The sequence below is a fragment of the Pantoea sp. CFCC18177 genome, assembly GCF_059412425.1.
Map to the genome: position 1 here is coordinate 283,602 of NZ_JBNBPL010000002.1, position 16,928 is coordinate 300,529.

The window sequence follows — 16,928 nt, forward strand, 5'->3', positions numbered from 1 at the left end:
GTTTGCCTGCACTGGTAGAATTAGCGCGCTTAATTTTTGCCACCAACCGCAATTCGCGTGGGGACTCCGCAGTGACCGACAAAACCTCTCTCAGCTACAAAGACGCCGGTGTTGATATCGATGCTGGTAACGATCTGGTTGACCGTATCAAAGGCGTAGTAAAGAAAACTCGCCGCCCGGAAGTCATGGGTGGATTGGGTGGCTTTGGCGCGCTCTGTGCGCTGCCGCAGAAATACCGCGAGCCTGTGCTGGTCTCTGGAACCGATGGCGTCGGCACCAAGCTGCGTCTGGCAATGGACCTCAAGCGTCATGACAGCATCGGTATCGATCTGGTTGCGATGTGTGTGAACGATTTGATTGTTCAGGGCGCTGAGCCACTGTTCTTCCTTGACTACTACGCGACCGGCAAACTGGATGTGGACACCGCATCGGCAGTGATCACCGGCATCGCCGAAGGTTGCTTGCAGTCAGGCTGTGCGCTGGTCGGCGGTGAAACTGCTGAGATGCCAGGCATGTACCACGGTGAAGATTACGACGTGGCCGGGTTCTGCGTTGGCGTAGTAGAGAAATCAGAAATCATTGACGGTTCGAAAGTGCAGGACGGCGACGTGCTGATCGCGCTGGGTTCCAGCGGCCCGCACTCGAACGGTTATTCCCTGGTGCGCAAAATTCTGGAAGTCAGCCAGACCAATCCAGAAACCAAACAGCTGGATGGCAAACCACTGGCCGATCACCTGCTGGCACCGACCCGCATCTACGTGAAAAACATCCTGAGCCTGATCGAACAGGTTGATGTTCATGCGATTTCTCACCTGACCGGTGGCGGCTTCTGGGAAAACATTCCTCGCGTGCTGCCAGACAACACCCAAGCGGTGCTGGACGAGAAAAGCTGGCAATGGCCGTCCGTATTCAGCTGGTTGCAGCAAGCGGGCAACGTGAGCCGTCACGAAATGTACCGTACCTTTAACTGCGGCGTGGGCATGATCATCGCGCTGAGCCCGGCTGATGCCGATAAAGCGGTACAGCTGATGAGCGACGCAGGCGAGAAAGCGTGGAAAATCGGTGTGATTAAAGCCTCTGACTCTGAAGAGCGTGTGGTTATTAATCCATGAAAAAACTGGTTGTACTGATCTCCGGCAACGGAAGCAATCTTCAGTCCATCCTTGACGCCTGCGCAAGTGGGCGTGTTAACGGCAGCGTCGCTGCCGTTTTCAGTAATAAAGCCTCGGCTTATGGTTTAACCCGTGCGCAGGACGCGAACGTGCCTGGCCATGCCCTCGCCGCCAGTGATTTCGCCGACCGTGATGCCTTTGATCGCCAGCTGATGCAGGAAATCGACGCTTATGCGCCAGATCTGGTGGTGTTGGCCGGTTACATGCGCATTCTCAGCCAGGCATTTGTCGCGCATTATCACGACCGGCTGGTGAATATCCATCCGTCGCTGTTGCCGAAATATCCCGGACTGCACACCCATCGCCAGGCGTTAGAAAATGGTGACGAGGAGCACGGTACCTCAGTGCACTTTGTCACCGATGAGCTGGATGGCGGACCGGTGATTCTTCAGGCGCGCGTACCGGTGTTTGCTGAAGATGACGAAGAAGAGATCACCGCACGCGTGCAGCATCAGGAGCATGCGATCTATCCGCTGGTGATTAGCTGGTTTGTCGATGGACGTTTGCAGATGCGTGAAGGGAAAGCCTGGCTAGATGGGCAACCGTTGCCGCCTGCTGGATACGCACACGACTGAAGTTTTGGTACGCATAAATGCGCACCGAATACAGGTAAGCACATATCGTAGCGGCGCGATTTATCGCGCTGTTTTTTTATGTGCGCAAAACTCAGCGTAATAAATTGCGCCGCTACTGATCGCAGAATGAATCAACCAAACCGCCCCGTAATATAATCTTCCGTTTTTCGTGCTCTCGGTGACGTAAAAATCCGATCGGTTTCATCGAACTCCACTAACTGGCCGTTATGCATAAACGCCGTGAAATCCGACACGCGCGCCGCCTGCTGCATGTTGTGCGTCACCAGCACCAGCGTGAAATGTTGCTTCAGCGTGGTCATCAGCTCCTCGATCACTAACGTGGAAATGGGATCAAGCGCCGACGTCGGCTCATCCAGCAGTAAAACTTCCGGCTCAATCGCGATTGCGCGCGCAATCACCAAGCGCTGCTGCTGACCGCTGGAAAGGGTCAGCGCATTCTGCCCCAGTTGATCCTTTACTTCACTCCACAGGGCCGCAGCGCGCAGCGCACGTTCGCAGGCTTCATTCAGTACACGACGATCGCGCACACCTTGCAGACGCAAGCCATACACCACGTTTTCGTAGATCGATTTCGGGAACGGATTCGGCCGCTGGAACACCATACCAATACGGCGGCGCAATGCTGGCAGATCCTGATTCGCCTGCATCACCGCATGTTGGTCGAGCAGAATTTCGCCCTCAATGCGACAGCGGTCAATCACATCATTCATGCGATTAAAGCAGCGCAACAGCGTCGATTTACCACAGCCAGAGGGACCGATCAGCGCCGTGATGCGGTTTTTCGGGATCTGTAAATCAATACTGTTTAGCGCCTGGCGCTCGCCGTACCACAGCGACAGCTGGTTGACGGTTAACGCGATGTCGTAATCGGGCGTCATCTCAAAACCTTTTTAGTGCGTCATTAGCCGGTAACGCTCGCGCAGACGATGGCGCAACGCCATGGCCAGCAGATTGAGCGACAGGATGATCACCACCAGCAACAGCGCGGTGGCGTAAACCAAGGGTCGATCAGCATCGATGTTTGGACTCTGGAAGGCCAAATCGTAAATCTGAAATCCGAGGTGCATAAATTTGCGATCCAGATGCAGGTAAGGGAAAACCGCATCGACCGGCAATTCAGGGGCCATTTTCACTACGCCCACCAGCATCAAGGGCGCGGTTTCACCCGCCGCGCGCGCAACGGCCAAAATCAGGCCCGTCAGCATCGCCGGAACGGCCAACGGCAGTACCACGCGCCACAGCGTTTCCGCCTGCGTTGCTCCCAGCGCCAGTGATCCCTGACGCAGATTATCTGGAATACGTGACAAGCCCTCTTCGGTAGCAACAATCACCACTGGCAAGGTTAACAGTGCCAGCGTCAACGCTGCCCAAAGCAAGCCTGGCGTACCAAAAGTGGGATTGGGCAGCGAGCGTGAGAACAGCAGTTGGTCGATGGTGCCGCCAATCAACCAGACAAAGAAACCGAGACCAAACACACCATAAACAATCGACGGCACCCCCGCCAGATTCACGACGGCGATGCGCACCAGGCGGGTCAGCGCGTTGCGTCCGGCGTACTCATGCAGCCACACCGCTGCCACCACGCCCAACGGCATAACGATGATCGACATTAGCAGCACCATCAGCACGGTGCCAAAGATCGCCGGGAAAGCCCCGCTCTCACCACCGCCCGATGTCGGCGAGTCACTGACAAACTGCCAAATCTGGCTGAAGAAGTGCTGGAGTTGCTGGCCGAAAGACATCGCATTGGGATACCAGGCGTCCACCACCTGTGCCAAAGGAATAATGTGATCCTGGCCCTGCACATCACGCAGCACCAGGCTATCGCGCTGGCTTTGCTGCTGCAGACGAGTCAGCTGCTGGGCTAACTCGCTAAAGCGGCGATGCAGCGCAGAGCTGTTAGCATCAAACTCCGACTGCTCCTGCAAGGTAAAGGTCCCGTGACGCTGCTGCTCATCGGCTTGCTGCTGCAGGCTTTCTAACTGGGCATTGAGACGCGCCATCTGCACGCGACGAATGTGACTGGCCTGGCGCAGCTGCTCATGCACCTGCGTCAAACGCTGATGCAGCAGCGCATCACGGTCACGCGCGGTCAACACTTCGTTATCTTCACGCAGCTCAATCAGCCAGCCGTAGGCGTTACCGCCGCTGCGGCGTTGCAGCACAATCACATCCGCCGGGCGACGGGTTTTCGCCGCGCCCTGACTGTACAGCACGCGAAAATCCGGTGCGGCAAAATCACGGTTGCCGGTTTTCACTACATAGCGCCACTGCTCGCCCTGCGGCTGTTTGTGCAAGGTCTCACCCAGCACCATTACCGCTGGCCCTTCCGGTGGCTGGAAAAGATATTGATCGACCGGTTGCGGCCAGAAGGCGCGCACGCCCTGCCAGCCCAGCAAGCCAATTAACAAGGTAAACGCCAGCAGGCACACCGCCACCGCACCGGCCGTGAGCCAGCGCCAGCGATCGTTTTGACGCATCGCTTTCATCCCTGTCCCTCATGCTGGCTGTAACGTTGACGCAGGCGCTGACGAATCAACTCCGCCATGGTGTTGATCACCAGCGTAAACATCAGCAGTAAAAGCGCACTGAGGAACAGGATACGATAATGAGCGCTGCCCGCTGCCGCCTCCGGCATTTCGATCGCGATATTGGCAGAGAGCGCACGCAAGCCCGCAAACAACCCGCCTTCACTGACCGGCGTGTTTCCGGTGGCCATCAGCACAATCATGGTTTCACCCACCGCGCGGCCAAAGCCGATCATCAAGGCCGCAAAGATCCCCGCCGATGCGCCAGGCAGCACCACACGCGTCAGGGTTTGCCATGGCGTTGCGCCTAATGCCAGCGATCCCTGCCCTAACGCCCCCGGCACACTGAATAAGGCATCTTCTGACAGGGTGAATATCAACGGCACTAAGGCGAATCCCATCGCCAGCCCGGCGATCAGTAAGTTGCGTTGCTCGTAATGTGCAAGCTGCTCCCCAATGTTCGGCCACAGCTGCGTTGGCAGCCACAGTGTCAACAACGTCACCACCAGCAACACAGGCAGCAACAAAATCACTTCAAAACCAGGGCGACGCCAGCGGAGTGGCAGATGCGGACTGAGCACGCCACAGAGCAACAATGTTGCGGCCAGCACCAGTGGCAACAGCAGCACGCCTACCAGCGCAGTACTGATATGCGGTGCCAGCCACACGCCGGCAATCAGTCCGATCACCACGCTCGGTAACGCACCCATCATTTCTATGCCGGGCTTCACCCAGCGCCGTAATCCCGGCGACATAAACCAGGCGGTATACATTGCTGCGGCCAGCGCCAGAGGCGTGGCGAACAGCAGAGCCAGCGCCGCGGCTTTCAGCGTGCCAACCACCATCGGTATCAGGCTGAATTTGGCTTGATAGCTGTCTCCCGCCGCCGTGGATTGCCACACCCAATCCGGTTGCGGATAGTTTTCGTACCAGATTTTCTGCCACAGGTTTCGCCAGGTGAAATCGGGCCACGGATTATCCAGAGCAAATTGTTGCCACTGCCCATCGCGCTCAACAATCAGTGCATCCCCGCGCGGTGCAAACGCCAGCGCCTGAATGCCTGGTGCCAGTTGGCGAGTCAGAATCGGCCCCTGTTGTTTACTGGCAAACAGTTTGACCTCACCAGCATGATTAAAGGTGGCAAACACGCGACGCTGTGGCTCAGGCACAATACTCACTGCATCTTTACTGTTGTTGAAGGTGTGAATATCCTGCAGGCGCGGGCCTTTATCACTCGCAATCGCAAACCACTGATTTACGCCTTGGGTATCCTGAATTAACAGAGTCTGTCCGCCGGTAAGAATATGCAGGCTCTGCGGACGCTGATTGAGCGTTTGGGTTTCGCGCAGTTGTGCGCCCTCTGCGGTGATCTCCCACACACGCAGTAAACGCCCTTCACTGGCGTAGAGCAGCTTGCCGTCGGGCGACAACAGCAAATGATCGGCTTGTTGCTGCGGCAGTAGAATTTGATTGAGGGTTTGCTGATTTTCTAACGTCATCAGGCTGATGCCTGCGGGCGTTTGCGCGGCGATACGCCACTGATGATCGCCCAGCGAAGCCAACGCCATGTTGCTCACCGGCCCTTGCTTCAATTGCAGCGGGCGATCGCCGAATGGAAAATACCATTCACCGTGGTTGTCGTGGATCAGCGGTTGCATCAACAACAGCGCGCCCTGCATATTGAGTAATACGCTACTGCTGTTGCTGCTGTACACCGCGGCATCGGGTTTACCGGGTAACGGCAAGGCGTCGGTGGCAGGTTGTCCATCAAGCGGAATAAAACGCGCTTCATTGCGGCTTATGCGCCAGCCAAGATGGCCGTCGCTGCCCATGGCCAGCACGGGGGCTTTATCCCAAAGTTGCAAATTGGTGGTCGCTTGCATGCCAGGCGCGCTAAAAAGCGGTAGCACCACCCAGATCAACCAGAAGAAAAGCAGTAGCATCAGTAGCAAAATGCCTACGCCACACGCGGTCACCACACGACGAACAACGTGATCGGTGGCGCGTCGACGGCGGTCGCTAAAGTGGACAGGAATTCGGTTTATGCTCATGCAGGCCAGGTTACAGGTGAAGACACGTCGCTATGTTGCCCGTAGCTGATTGATAAGACAACCTTTGGCGTTGGACAAGCTTGCCATACTCTCGCCATAATGGTGACGGACACTGAGCGGGAGCGCATTTTTACGATTATCCCGCCGGACAATCCGTCCAGCAACAGCATCACGGAGTCAGAATGGGTCAGGAAAAGCTGTATATAGAAAAAGAACTAAGCTGGTTAAGCTTCAACGAACGTGTTTTGCAGGAAGCGGCGGACAAAACCAACCCGCTGATTGAGCGTATGCGCTTCCTGGGTATCTATTCCAACAATCTCGAAGAATTCTACAAAGTGCGCTTCGCCGATCTGAAACGTCGCATTCTGATTGGTGAAGAGCAAGGTACGCCGACGACGTTACGCCATATATTGAAAAAAATTCAGCTGCGGGTGCAGAAATCGGATCAGGAATTCGATGCACTGTACAACGACCTGCTGCTGGAGATGGCGCGTAATCAGATCTTCCTGATTAACGAGCGTCAACTGTCGCCGAATCAGCAAGAGTGGCTGCGCTATTACTTCAAACATCAATTACGCCAGCACGTTACGCCGATTCTGATCAATCACGACACCGACCTGATTGAATTCCTTAAGGACGACTACACCTATCTGGCGGTCGAAATTATTCGCGGTGACGATATTCGTTATGCGCTGCTGGAGATTCCGTCCGATAAGGTGCCGCGTTTTATTAATCTGCCTGCTGAATCACCGCGTCGTCGTAAGCCGATGATTCTTCTCGATAACATTTTGCGCTATTGCCTGGACGAAATTTTCAAAGGCTTCTTCGATTACGATGCGCTGAATGCCTATTCGATGAAAATGACGCGTGACGCCGAATACGATCTGGTCACCGAAATGGAATCGAGCCTGCTGGAATTGATGTCATCCAGCCTTAAGCAGCGTCTGAATGCTGAGCCGGTCCGTTTTGTTTATCAGCGAGATATGCCAGATGCGATGGTAGAAATGCTGCGCCACAAGCTGTCGATTTCCAATTACGACTCTATCGTGCCGGGCGGCCGCTATCACAACTTTAAAGACTTTATCGGTTTCCCGAACGTCGGCAAAGCCAACCTTGAAAACCGCGCGCTGCCGCAGATTCGCCACATCGGCTTTGACGGCTTCCGCAACGGTTTTGACGCCATCCGCAATCGCGATGTGCTGCTCTATTATCCGTATCACACCTTTGAGCACGTACTGGAACTGCTGCGTCAGGCATCGTTCGACCCAAGCGTGCTGGCAATTAAGATCAATATTTATCGCGTGGCCAAAAACTCGCGCATCATGGATGCGATGATTCACGCCGCCTATAACGGTAAAAAAGTCACCGTGGTGGTGGAGTTGCAGGCGCGCTTCGATGAAGAAGCCAACATCCGCTGGGCAAAACGCCTGACGGAAGCGGGCGTGCACGTGATCTTCTCCGCGCCAGGTCTGAAAATTCACGCCAAGCTGTTCCTGATTTCACGTCGCGAAGGCGATGAAATCGTGCGTTATGCGCATATCGGCACCGGTAACTTCAACGAAAAAACCGCACGCATTTATACTGACTATTCATTGCTGACCGCCGATGCGCGTATCACCAACGAAGTGCGCCGCGTGTTTAACTTTATTGAAAACCCGTATCGCCCGGTGACGTTCGAACATCTGCTGGTATCGCCGCAAAACTCGCGCGACATGTTGTATAAGTTGATTGATGCCGAGATTGCCAACGCCCAGCAGAAGAAACCGGCTGGCATTACGCTTAAAATCAATAACCTGGTGGATAACGGCCTGGTTGATCGGCTGTATGCGGCTTCCGCAGCAGGCGTGAAAATTAATCTGCTGGTGCGCGGCATGTGCTCTCTGATCCCTGATTTACCAGGCATCAGCGAAAATATTCGCATCACCAGCATCGTTGACCGTTATCTGGAGCACGACCGCGTCTATATTTTTGAGAGTGGCGGCGAGAAAAAAGTCTACCTCTCTTCCGCAGACTGGATGACACGTAATATCGATCACCGTATTGAGGTGGCCGTGGCGATTCTCGATCCGCGGGTGAAGCAGCGCATTCTGGATATTATCGCCATTCTGTTGAGTGATACGGTGAAAGCCCGCATCGTGGACAAAGAACTGAGTAACCGTTATGTTCCGCGCGGCAATCGCAAGAAGGTGCGGTCGCAGCTGGCCATTTATGATTACATCAAGAAACTGGAACAACCCGAATAACGCCTATGCCAATTTCCCATAAAAGTACGCCAAAACCGCAGGAATTTGCGGCCATCGACCTCGGGTCAAACAGTTTCCATATGGTGATCGCCCGTGTGGTGGATGGCGCGATGCAGGTGTTGGGGCGTCTGAAACAGCGCGTGCATCTGGCCGATGGGTTGGATGCGCAAAATCGCCTGAGTGATGAGGCGATGGAGCGCGGCCTGAGCTGCCTTGCACTGTTTGCTGAGCGGCTGCAAGGGTTCAGTGCGGCGAACGTGACCATTGTCGGCACGCACACGCTGCGTATTGCTACCAATGCGGAAGAGTTCCTGCAGCGTGCTGCCGAAGTGATCCCCTACCCGATTGAGGTGATATCCGGCAATGAAGAAGCGCGTTTAATCTTCATGGGCGTGGAACATACTCAGCCGGAAAAAGGCCGCAAACTGGTTATCGACATCGGTGGTGGCTCGACGGAGTTGGTGATCGGTGAAGATTTCGAGCCGCAACTGGTGGAAAGCCGCCGCATGGGCTGCGTCAGCTTTGCCAATCTCTATTTCCCGAAAGGGGAAATCTCGCCAGAACACTTCCGCCGTGCACGTTTGTCGGCGGCGCAGAAGCTGGAAACCATGGCCTGGCAGTATCGTTTGCATGGTTGGCAATACGCCCTGGGCGCGTCGGGTTCGATCAAAGCGGCCTGTGAAGTACTGCTGGCGATGGGCGAGAAAGAAAAACTGATCACCCCAGAAACGCTGGAGATGCTGGTCACCGAGGTGTTGAAGCATAAGTCTTTCAATGCGCTGAGCCTGCCGGGCTTGTCGGAAGAGCGTAAAGCCGTGTTTGTGCCGGGCCTGGCAATTCTTTGCGGTGTGTTTGATGCGCTGGCGATCCGCGAGTTGCGCCTGTCGGATGGCGCACTGCGTGAAGGCGTGCTGTATGAGATGGAGGGCCGTTTCCGCCATCAGGATATTCGAAGCCGCACCGCGCAGAGTCTGGCCAATCATTACGCCATTGATAGCGATCAGGCGCGTCGGGTACTGGAAACCACCGAGCAGCTCTACCTGCAGTGGCTGGATCAGAACCCGAAACAAGCCAATCCACAGCTTTCCGCCCTGTTGAAATGGGCTGCGCTGCTGCATGAAGTGGGGTTGACCATCAATCACAGTGGCATGCAGCGCCATTCAGCTTACATCCTGCAAAACTCTAACATGCCTGGTTTTAATCAGGATCAACAGATGCTGCTGGCCACGCTGGTACGCTACCATCGTAAAGCGGTGAAGCAGGATGAGATGCCACGTTTCACCTTGTTTAAAAAGAAACAGTTTCTACCGATGGTGTTCCTGCTGCGCCTGGGCACCTTGCTGAATAATCAGCGCCAGGCCACCACCAAACCTGATTCGCTGAAGCTGACCACGGATGACGGTAACTGGACGCTGAAATTCCCCAATGGTTATCTGAGCCAGAATACCTTGGTGCAGCTGGATCTGGAGCGCGAACAGGCTTACTGGAATGATGTGGCTGGCTGGAAACTGACGCTGGAAGAGGAGTAACGCGGGCTGCTGGCCCGCTGTATCACTATGACAAACCGTCCCGAAAACTTTTATGCGGAAAAATATGGCCTGACGCCCACCCACTCCGAAGTGCTGGCCGCACTGCCAAAACTGGAAGTGGGTAAGGCGTTGGATTTAGGCTGCGGCCAGGGCCGTAATAGCCTGTTCCTCAATCAACATGGCTTTGACGTGACGGCCTGGGACAGCAATCCCCAAAGCCTTGAGCGGCTGAATGGCATTATCCAGGAAGAGAATCTGCAGAACATTCGCACTGAACTGTGCGATCTCAATCAGGTTCGTTTCAACGGCGGCTATCAGTTTGTGCTGTCGACCGTGGTGATGATGTTCCTGCAGCCGGAGACCATTCCGCGGCTGATTGCCGATATGCAGGCCAGCACGGTGAAATACGGCTACAACCTGATTGTGGCAGCGATGAGCACGGAAGATTACCCGAACTCGCAGAATTTTCCGTTCACCTTTAAATCCGGTGAGCTGAGCCATTATTACCGTAACTGGCATATCGTGAAGTACAACGAGGATGTGGGCGAGTTGCATCGCCGCGACGAAAACGGCAATCGCATTAAGTACCGCTTTGCCACGCTGCTGGCACAGAAAGCCAGCTATTAAAAAATAAGGCCGCCACCCGCGGCCTAATCTGGTTTTGATCAATTTACCCTTAACCATTCCTGCTCATTTTTCACACAGCGATTGACCTGAAGATCTAACTGTGACTAAATGTTGCCATCGCCCAACTGGGTATCTACAGGAACCACCCCGCGTGAACAGCGCTTTCCCTGCACGAAGACGTCCTAAAACCGGCACCATGACTCGCATTATTTTGCTGATCAGTTTCTTTATTTTGGTTGGCCGTCTGATTTTCATCATCCCTGGTGCCATTGAGCATCATCAGCAAAAAAAAGCCTTACCTGAGCCGGTCCCTACACTGAGCATCAGCGATTCGCGCTAGAGAATTTGCGGGTCATCGTTGCTCGTCCACATTGTCCGGATATGACAATGCTGCTTAACTCGCCCTGATAACCCGCAACGCGCTACACTTTGACCTGACTTTACAGACACAAGGGACGCGCTATGTCTGCACCGTATGCACAACAATTAACCGAAACCCGCCAACGCATTCTTCACCTGTTACTCAGTGAGCACGACTTAGTCGACGTGTTACTGGATAAATCTGTCGATCTCAACGCAGCGGAACTGCGCGAGATCACCGACTGGCGTCAGCAGTTGGAAGATGAGCTTCAACATCTGCATGCCGCTGACTTGGCGGATATTCTTGAGGCGTTACCCGAGCAAGAACGTCTGGCATTGTGGCGTCTGGTGCCCTCCGAGCAACGAGGCCGCGTGTTGGTTGAAGCATCGGAAACCGTCTGGGCCAGTTTGACCGAAGGTATGACTGATCGCGAGATTCTGCACGCTATAGAGCCGCTGGACATCGACGATCAGGTATATCTGGCGCGCTATCTGCCGCGAGACCTGACTGGACGCCTGCTGACCACGCTGGAACCCAGCCTGCGAGCACGCCTGCTGGAGGTCATCGAGTTAGATCGTGACCGCGTGGGCCAGGTGATGGATTTCAACATCCTGACCGTCCGTTCAGATGTGACGCTCGCCACGGTGCAGCGTTTTCTGCGCAAGCGTAAAAGCATGCCGGATGGCACGGATAAAATTTTCATCACCAATGAAGAGAACCAGCTGCTGGGTGAGTTATCGCTGACCGATATTTTGCTCAATAAGCCGAAAACCCTGGTCGCAGACGTGATGAACGCCCGCCCCACCACTTTTCAGCTCAACGACAATGCGGAAGAGGCGGCCAGTGCCTTCGAACGTTATAACCTGATTTCGGCTGCCGTGACGGATGCGAAAGGCAAGTTGATTGGTCGTATTACCGTGGAAGATGTCATCGACCTGGTCAACGAAGAGAACGAAAGCAATATCCGTAAAATGGGGGGTATCAGCCAGGGTGAAGACGTGTTTGCTCCAGTGCGCAAAGCCGTGGGTAAACGCTGGGCCTGGCTCGCCATCAACTTGTGTACGGCGTTTATCGCTTCACGGGTGATCGGCCTGTTTGAAGAAACCATCTCCCAACTGGTGGCGCTGGCAGCGTTGATGCCGATTGTGGCCGGGATTGGCGGTAACACCGGCAACCAGACCATCACCATGATTGTGCGCGCATTGGCATTGCATCAGGTTGAGCCAGGTAACTTCTCATTCCTGGTGGTGCGTGAACTCGGTGTCGCGTTGATTAACGGTCTGTTCTGGGGCGGGATTATGGGCAGCATCACCTGGTTGATGTACGACAACCTGCCGCTTGGCGGCGTGATGATGCTGGCAATGGTGCTGAATTTGTTGCTCGCGGCTTTAATGGGCGTACTGATTCCGTTGATCATGACCAAGATGAAACGCGATCCGGCCGTGGGCTCCAGCGTGTTGATCACCGCGATCACCGATACCGGTGGGTTCTTTATTTTCCTCGGTTTGGCGACGGTGTTTTTGCTGCATCATTAAGCTAGAGACAGTGCGCGTAACGTTGCAGTGCCTGCTGCATGTTGAGCTGTAACGTTGCGCGAGCCAGTTCGCTCACTCCCGGGGCCACCCTTGCCGAACCTCGTTGATTTAACCATTCCACAACGTCAACAAAATGCCAGAGCGCGGTTTTCCCATCATGAATCGGGCGTGGAAACTGCGGGCTATGCGCCAGCATTAGCTTACGCATATTCTGGCGCGATACACCAATCAACTCGGCAATATCTGTCAGCCCCACTAAGTCTGGCGCCGCTTCAATCAGCTCAGCATCGGGCAGTGCCGCAATAACATCATCCAGCGCGCTACGAATGGCTTGCTGCGCATCGGTCGCTTCCCGCGTAAATACCATACTCAACTTCCCAGCAACGCCAGCCCCTACCAGCGCATCAGTGCATCCCGCAGCGCCGAGACGTTCCAGCGCTTCATCGCAAGAAATGGCATCACTCAACTGAAAACGAAGGGTAAATTCAAATTCCATTTTTAATACTCCGCCGATCCAAAATATAAAACGAATATACCAGCCAAGGTTGTCAAATGACAACCAAGTAATCACACTGAGTGACAATAAATGACCAGCAGTTAAGTGATACCATTCATTTATTACTTGGGGGGTTAAAAAAAGCAGCGCACAAAATCAGGCGCTCCTTATCACATGCGCATATACACTTAGCGCTAACACTGACCTGACGGAGATACAGCATGTTTAATGTAGGTGATATTGTGCAGTCGAAAACCGGTGGCCCAAAAATGCAGGTCACGCGCGTTGAAGGGGAATTGCTTTGGTGCGCCCGCATTGATGATCACATCAAGCGTGAAATTGAACTCAGAGCGGATACCGTGGCGTTGTATCACGAAGACGGTGATTTCGGCGTGTGCTGAGTATTGATTGCGCGATAAATCGCGCCGCTACAGTGCAATGCGCTCTAACGTAGCGGTGCAATTTATTGCGCGACCTTAACAATCACGGATTCTCTTTCTGCAAATTGTCCTGCCCTATCCCGCCGATAAAGGGCAAACGCAGCTTAAACGGCGTGAAGTCGAGCCCCAGATTCAGCCCCAATACATTCACCTCCAGCCCCTCTTCTGCCCCCACGGTAACGCCAAGCACACCCAACAGGGAAACCTGCACACCACGCCCGGACGGCGGTAAACCAATCGGATGCAGCAACGAGCGGTAATCTTTACCAATCGCGTTAGCGGGCAGATCTAGTTGCAACGACGGTACTTCACGACCAATGTGCGCCATAAAGGTGTTGCTGTTCGGCCCCGGCCATGCGTGATAGGTGTGCGGCCACGGATACGATTTTATCGCCGCTTCGATCTGCGGAATCATCGCCTCTGCCGCTTTGCCGCGATGCTCCACCAGCAACCGTGGTTTCGCGCCATACCAGTAACCGTCGGGCAAGTTTGAGTTGCGCCGTACCTTATTATCACTGCCCCAACTGATCACTTCATAGCGGCTGTATGCCGTTTCTCCGGCACGTTTAAAAATAATCCACGGATGTACGGCAACTGCGCCCTTCCAGCCATAGGTGGGCGCGGCATAGACCTGCACAATAGCCAGATTGGCATATTGGTGCGGGTCCGGCGCTAACCCGGCAGAATCTCGTCTTGCAGTGGCCCAACCACCACGTTCGGTAGTCAATTCGCCGGTACGCGTGGCCTGCGCAAGACTGGCTGCCAAAGAGAGCAGCACAATGCACAGAAAGGAGAGTAAAAAGGCTTTCAGTGGCAGCATCGACGGCATCCTGATGAGTAACAATTCATCGGCCATCATGCATTGAGAGAAGTGAGTTTGTATTCACCAACTATGCGATAGAGCAATTTGTTATGAAAAACTGGTGCATGTTGCCCCGGTAGATTGGTGTGTGGCTCGCATTTGTGCGCACTTCCCCTACACTTACCTTGCCTTCTCGTCGCTTATAAAAGACAGTTTTTACTGGATTGAATGCTTGCCAGGACGCTATGCTATACACCACTCAACGTTATCAGGATGCTGATGGCGATGTTCCCTACACCGAATGGATAACCAAATTGAGGAAAAAGGATCCTCGCGCCGCAGCAAAGATTGATACTCGAGTGGATCGGGCTGAAAGCGGAAATTTTGGCGACTACAGATTTGAAAGAGATGGCGTTTGGGAATTCAAAATCGATTATGGCCCGGGCTATCGTGTCTATTACGCACTCGATGGCGATAACATAATTTTGTTACTCATTGGTGGGGATAAATCGTCACAGTCTCGCGATTTAGCGAAAGCAGTCAAATTCTGGCGTGAATATCAAACGAGGTAACAGCATGACTATCATCAATCAATCTGCACCTAAGAAAAAAACAGTCAGTCACGACGATGCGATGGTAGCGGAGCTGCGAGAAAACCCTGATTACGCTGAAATCTACCTGCAAACCGCTTTGGAAGATATCTACGAAGATGGCGGCATTGCAGCCTTTCTGATCGCCCTGCGCCGAGTTGTTGAAGCCCGAGGGGGTATAGGCGAAATCTCCCGTAAATCAGGTCTATCACGCCAGCAGTTGTATAAGACACTCTCCGAAAAGGGCAATCCTACGATCTCTACACTCACTGAGATTACTCGTGCGGCAGGCGTTAGGTTGATCCCTCACCTCTAAAGAAAAAGCCCGCTGTTAAGCGGGCTTGATGGACGGTTCAAATAAGGGGAATCACTCCCACTCAATAGTCGCTGGTGGTTTACCTGAAATATCATAAACCACGCGGGAAATGCCGTTCACTTCGTTGATGATGCGGTTGGAAACGCGGCCGAGGAAATCGTACGGCAGGTGCGCCCAGTGCGCAGTCATGAAGTCGATGGTTTCAACTGCACGCAGTGATACCACCCAATCATATTTACGACCATCGCCCATCACACCAACAGAGCGTACTGGCAGGAACACGGTGAAGGCCTGGCTCACTTTGTTGTACAGGTCGGCTTTATGCAGCTCTTCGATGAAGATCGCATCTGCACGGCGCAGTAGATCGCAGTACTCTTTCTTCACTTCGCCCAGCACACGTACGCCGAGGCCTGGACCTGGGAACGGATGGCGATACAGCATCGCGTACGGCAAGCCGAGTTCCAGACCGATCTTGCGCACTTCATCTTTGAACAGCTCTTTCAGCGGCTCAACCAGACCCATCTTCATCTCTTTCGGCAGACCGCCCACGTTGTGGTGCGATTTGATCACGTGCGCTTTACCGGTGGCAGAAGCCGCAGACTCGATCACGTCCGGATAGATGGTGCCCTGCGCCAGCCATTTCACATCAGTCAGTTTCAGTGCTTCTTCGTCGAACACTTCAACGAACACACGCCCAATGATCTTACGCTTGGCTTCTGGATCGTTCTCACCCGCCAGTGCGTCGAGGAAACGGTTTTCTGCGGCAACGTGCACGATGTTCAGACCGAAGTGGTCACCAAACATGTCCATCACCTGCTCGGCTTCATTCAAACGCAGCAGGCCGTTGTCCACGAACACACAAGTCAGGCGCTCACCGATGGCACGGTGCAGCAGCATTGCGGTCACAGAAGAATCCACACCACCAGACAGGCCGAGGATCACTTTATCTTCGCCGACCTGCTCACGAATACGCTCTACCGCATCTTCGATGATCTTGGCTGGGGTCCACAGTGCTTCACAGCCGCAGATATCGCGGACGAAACGCTCCAGCATGCGCAGACCCTGACGGGTGTGCGTCACTTCGGGGTGGAACTGCACGCCGTAGAATTTCTTCTCTTCGTTCGCCATGATGGCAAACGGACAAGTCTCGGTGCTGGCGACGGTTTCAAAGCCGGCTGGGATGGCAGTGACTTTGTCACCGTGGCTCATCCACACATCCAGCAGCGGTTTACCGGCGGCACTGATGGCATCTTCGATGTCACGCACCAGCGCGCTCTGGGTCAGCACTTCGACCTGCGCATAGCCAAACTCACGCTCGTTAGAACCTTCAACTTTGCCGCCCAGCTGCATCGCCATGGTCTGCATACCGTAGCACACACCCAGAACCGGCACGCCAGCGTTGAACACGTATTCTGGCGCACGTGGGCTGTTCAACTCAGTGGTGCTTTCCGGGCCACCTGACAGGATGATGCCGTTAGGATTGAAGCTACGAATTTGCTCTTCGGTGACATCCCACGCCCAGAGTTCACAGTAGACGCCCAGCTCACGCACGCGGCGCGCAACCAGCTGCGTATACTGAGAACCAAAATCGAGGATCAAAATGCGATGTTTATGAATATTTTCAGTCGTCATTGAGGCGTTT

At 54.3% G+C, this 16,928-nt stretch carries 16 protein-coding genes; 10 read left to right on the plus strand and 6 right to left on the minus strand.

Annotated features, from left to right (window positions below; genetic code table 11):
• The first annotated feature begins 71 nt into the window (after window positions 1-71).
• The gene (gene purM / locus ACPUC8_RS03445) at window positions 72-1,112 is read left to right on the plus strand and encodes a phosphoribosylformylglycinamidine cyclo-ligase (protein WP_039329968.1); all 1,041 of its coding nucleotides are present in this window, start codon (window positions 72-74) and stop codon (window positions 1,110-1,112) included.
• Window positions 1,109-1,747 carry a phosphoribosylglycinamide formyltransferase gene (gene purN / locus ACPUC8_RS03450; RefSeq protein WP_039329800.1) on the plus strand — a complete coding sequence of 213 codons (639 nt, stop codon included), beginning with the start codon at window positions 1,109-1,111 and terminating at the stop codon, window positions 1,745-1,747. The genes purM and purN overlap by 4 nt, the downstream gene beginning before the upstream one ends.
• Window positions 1,748-1,878: 131 nt before the next feature.
• Here purN and pstB read toward each other — a convergent pair whose 3' ends face one another.
• From pstB to ACPUC8_RS03465, 3 genes are read right to left on the minus strand one after another with little or no spacing between them, the layout of a single operon-like run.
• Entirely contained in the window at window positions 1,879-2,646 is a 768-nt protein-coding gene (gene pstB / locus ACPUC8_RS03455; protein WP_494925576.1) for a phosphate ABC transporter ATP-binding protein PstB, read from the minus strand.
• A 12-nt stretch (window positions 2,647-2,658) separates the two neighbouring features.
• Window positions 2,659-4,257 carry a phosphate ABC transporter permease PstA gene (gene pstA / locus ACPUC8_RS03460; protein WP_039329804.1) on the minus strand — a complete coding sequence of 533 codons (1,599 nt, stop codon included), beginning with the start codon at window positions 4,255-4,257 and terminating at the stop codon, window positions 2,659-2,661.
• Complete coding sequence (locus ACPUC8_RS03465; RefSeq protein WP_494925577.1) at window positions 4,254-6,347, minus strand: ABC transporter permease subunit; 2,094 nt, start codon at window positions 6,345-6,347, stop codon at window positions 4,254-4,256. The genes pstA and ACPUC8_RS03465 overlap by 4 nt, the downstream gene beginning before the upstream one ends.
• 182 nt (window positions 6,348-6,529) lie before the next feature.
• On the opposite strand from ACPUC8_RS03465, the gene ppk1 reads away from it, so the two are divergent.
• From ppk1 to mgtE, 5 genes are all read left to right on the plus strand, one after another.
• The gene (ppk1, locus tag ACPUC8_RS03470) at window positions 6,530-8,590 is read left to right on the plus strand and encodes a polyphosphate kinase 1 (RefSeq protein ID WP_039329808.1); all 2,061 of its coding nucleotides are present in this window, start codon (window positions 6,530-6,532) and stop codon (window positions 8,588-8,590) included.
• 5 nt (window positions 8,591-8,595) lie between these two features.
• Entirely contained in the window at window positions 8,596-10,119 is a 1,524-nt protein-coding gene (gene ppx, locus ACPUC8_RS03475) for an exopolyphosphatase (protein WP_494925578.1), read from the plus strand.
• Window positions 10,120-10,146: 27 nt separating this feature from the next.
• Window positions 10,147-10,746, plus strand: a complete 600-nt coding sequence (gene tehB, locus ACPUC8_RS03480) for a tellurite resistance methyltransferase TehB (protein ID WP_494925579.1) — start codon at window positions 10,147-10,149, stop codon at window positions 10,744-10,746.
• 151 nt (window positions 10,747-10,897) lie between these two features.
• Complete coding sequence (locus ACPUC8_RS03485) at window positions 10,898-11,086, plus strand: YfgG family protein (protein WP_039329814.1); 189 nt, start codon at window positions 10,898-10,900, stop codon at window positions 11,084-11,086.
• A gap of 122 nt (window positions 11,087-11,208) precedes the next feature.
• Window positions 11,209-12,642: a magnesium transporter gene (gene mgtE / locus ACPUC8_RS03490; protein ID WP_039329816.1), complete on the plus strand. Its 1,434-nt coding sequence runs from the start codon at window positions 11,209-11,211 to the stop codon at window positions 12,640-12,642.
• Window position 12,643: 1 nt separating this feature from the next.
• Here mgtE and ACPUC8_RS03495 read toward each other — a convergent pair whose 3' ends face one another.
• Window positions 12,644-13,138, minus strand: coding sequence for a DNA-binding protein (locus ACPUC8_RS03495; protein ID WP_494925580.1), 495 nt, complete (start codon window positions 13,136-13,138; stop codon window positions 12,644-12,646).
• Between the two features lie 221 nt (window positions 13,139-13,359).
• Between ACPUC8_RS03495 and ACPUC8_RS03500 the strand changes: the two genes are divergently transcribed.
• Window positions 13,360-13,539 carry a GDFGVC terminal motif YodC-like protein gene (locus tag ACPUC8_RS03500; RefSeq protein ID WP_058968018.1) on the plus strand — a complete coding sequence of 60 codons (180 nt, stop codon included), beginning with the start codon at window positions 13,360-13,362 and terminating at the stop codon, window positions 13,537-13,539.
• 82 nt (window positions 13,540-13,621) lie between these two features.
• Here the strand turns inward: ACPUC8_RS03500 and ACPUC8_RS03505 are convergent, their stop codons facing one another.
• Window positions 13,622-14,398 carry a DUF3750 domain-containing protein gene (locus ACPUC8_RS03505; protein WP_058968019.1) on the minus strand — a complete coding sequence of 259 codons (777 nt, stop codon included), beginning with the start codon at window positions 14,396-14,398 and terminating at the stop codon, window positions 13,622-13,624.
• Window positions 14,399-14,625: 227 nt separating this feature from the next.
• Between ACPUC8_RS03505 and ACPUC8_RS03510 the strand changes: the two genes are divergently transcribed.
• A complete protein-coding gene (locus tag ACPUC8_RS03510) occupies window positions 14,626-14,952 on the plus strand; it encodes a type II toxin-antitoxin system RelE/ParE family toxin (RefSeq protein ID WP_494925581.1) in 327 nt (108 codons plus the stop codon).
• Between the two features lie 4 nt (window positions 14,953-14,956).
• Complete coding sequence (locus ACPUC8_RS03515) at window positions 14,957-15,286, plus strand: addiction module antidote protein (RefSeq protein WP_039329825.1); 330 nt, start codon at window positions 14,957-14,959, stop codon at window positions 15,284-15,286.
• A 51-nt stretch (window positions 15,287-15,337) separates the two neighbouring features.
• Here the strand turns inward: ACPUC8_RS03515 and guaA are convergent, their stop codons facing one another.
• Window positions 15,338-16,918, minus strand: a complete 1,581-nt coding sequence (gene guaA, locus ACPUC8_RS03520; RefSeq protein WP_039329828.1) for a glutamine-hydrolyzing GMP synthase — start codon at window positions 16,916-16,918, stop codon at window positions 15,338-15,340.
• Window positions 16,919-16,928: the final 10 nt, after the last annotated feature.